The sequence below is a fragment of the Hymenobacter profundi genome (genome assembly GCF_019334315.1).
GTDB classification, from domain to species: Bacteria; Bacteroidota; Bacteroidia; order Cytophagales; family Hymenobacteraceae; genus Hymenobacter; species Hymenobacter profundi.
This window is the reverse complement of sequence record NZ_JAHWGL010000209.1, coordinates 1-982: the sequence shown is the minus strand read 5'-3', so window position 1 is coordinate 982 and position 982 is coordinate 1. Positions and strand designations below refer to the sequence as shown.

2 protein-coding genes are annotated in these 982 nt (G+C 57.5%); both read right to left on the bottom strand.

Going from position 1 to position 982, the window contains the following annotated elements:
* Positions 1-10: 10 nt before the first annotated feature.
* On the bottom strand, positions 11-535 hold the full coding sequence (locus KYK14_RS22635) for a transposase family protein (RefSeq protein WP_219161767.1): 525 nt from the start codon (positions 533-535) through the stop codon (positions 11-13).
* Positions 450-944 (bottom strand): helix-turn-helix domain-containing protein, encoded by a 495-nt coding sequence (locus KYK14_RS21915; RefSeq protein WP_219161766.1) that lies wholly within the window; start codon positions 942-944, stop codon positions 450-452. The genes KYK14_RS22635 and KYK14_RS21915 overlap by 86 nt, the downstream gene beginning before the upstream one ends.
* Positions 945-982: the final 38 nt, after the last annotated feature.

Below are 982 nucleotides of genomic sequence, written 5' to 3'. Positions count from 1 at the left end.
AGACTTGTTCCTAAATAATCTCTTTTCGTTTTCTGAGATGCCAATTCCAGATTCCGCAAGCCAGGGCCAACAGGCGGTCGTTGAAGGCAGCCGACTTATTGCGGCAGGTTTGGGCAACGCAGCCCAAACGTTTAGCCCCACTGATGGCGTGTTCGACCTTGACACGGCGGCGGGCGTGGGTCGCGTTTTCGGCGCGCTGCGCGTCGCTCAAGGCCGCGTCGGGGCGCTTTTTGCTGCGGCGCGGCTTGCGGTGCGGTAGACTTTGAGGCGGCAGGTCGTAGTCGGTGACCAAGCCTAAGTAGCCCAAATCGGCTAGCAAGTCGAAGAGGTCAAGTAGGCCTAGGTTAGTATCAAATTCATTTTTAAGCAGTTGATAGTCGTGGGTGGACCCACAAGTAGTTGGCCCCAGGTAATGAATATAGCGGCTGGGGTCAGCGATAAGCGTGTTTTTACGCGTCAGCCTTTTTTTTGCCGGAGTAGTCAGCCGCCCGGTCCACGACAGCTCGTGGGCGGTGCTGGGCGCGCTCGGTGGCATCGAGCAGCAGCACGGGCACGTCGGCAAAAACCTGTTGCATCTGCGCCAGCGAGTCGATGGCGCGGGCGGGGAGCACGCCCTGCGTGCGCAGGGCGTGGGCCAAGGCCTTGGCCAGCTGGTGGGCGCGTTCACACGCCTTGGAACGGGACAGGCCAAAAGTGGCGGCTAGCACATCAAAGGTAGGATAGGTTTTAAGGTAGTACAAAATAAATAGTAGTTTTTGCTCCGAACTGACTAGCACGCCTTTACGCCCACCGCCTGCTTTCCGCTTGCGGGGCCGCTTGTCAGTAAAGCGCGCATCGGCTTCTTGTTGGCAACCCTGGGCGAAGGGCTCGGCTAGGTCACAAAACGCGGCCATGTCCAACCCGGTTAAGGCCCGCATTTGCCGGTCATCGGTTATCGTATTCACATCAAGCATTCCCAAAAATACTATTTGGGAACAAGTCT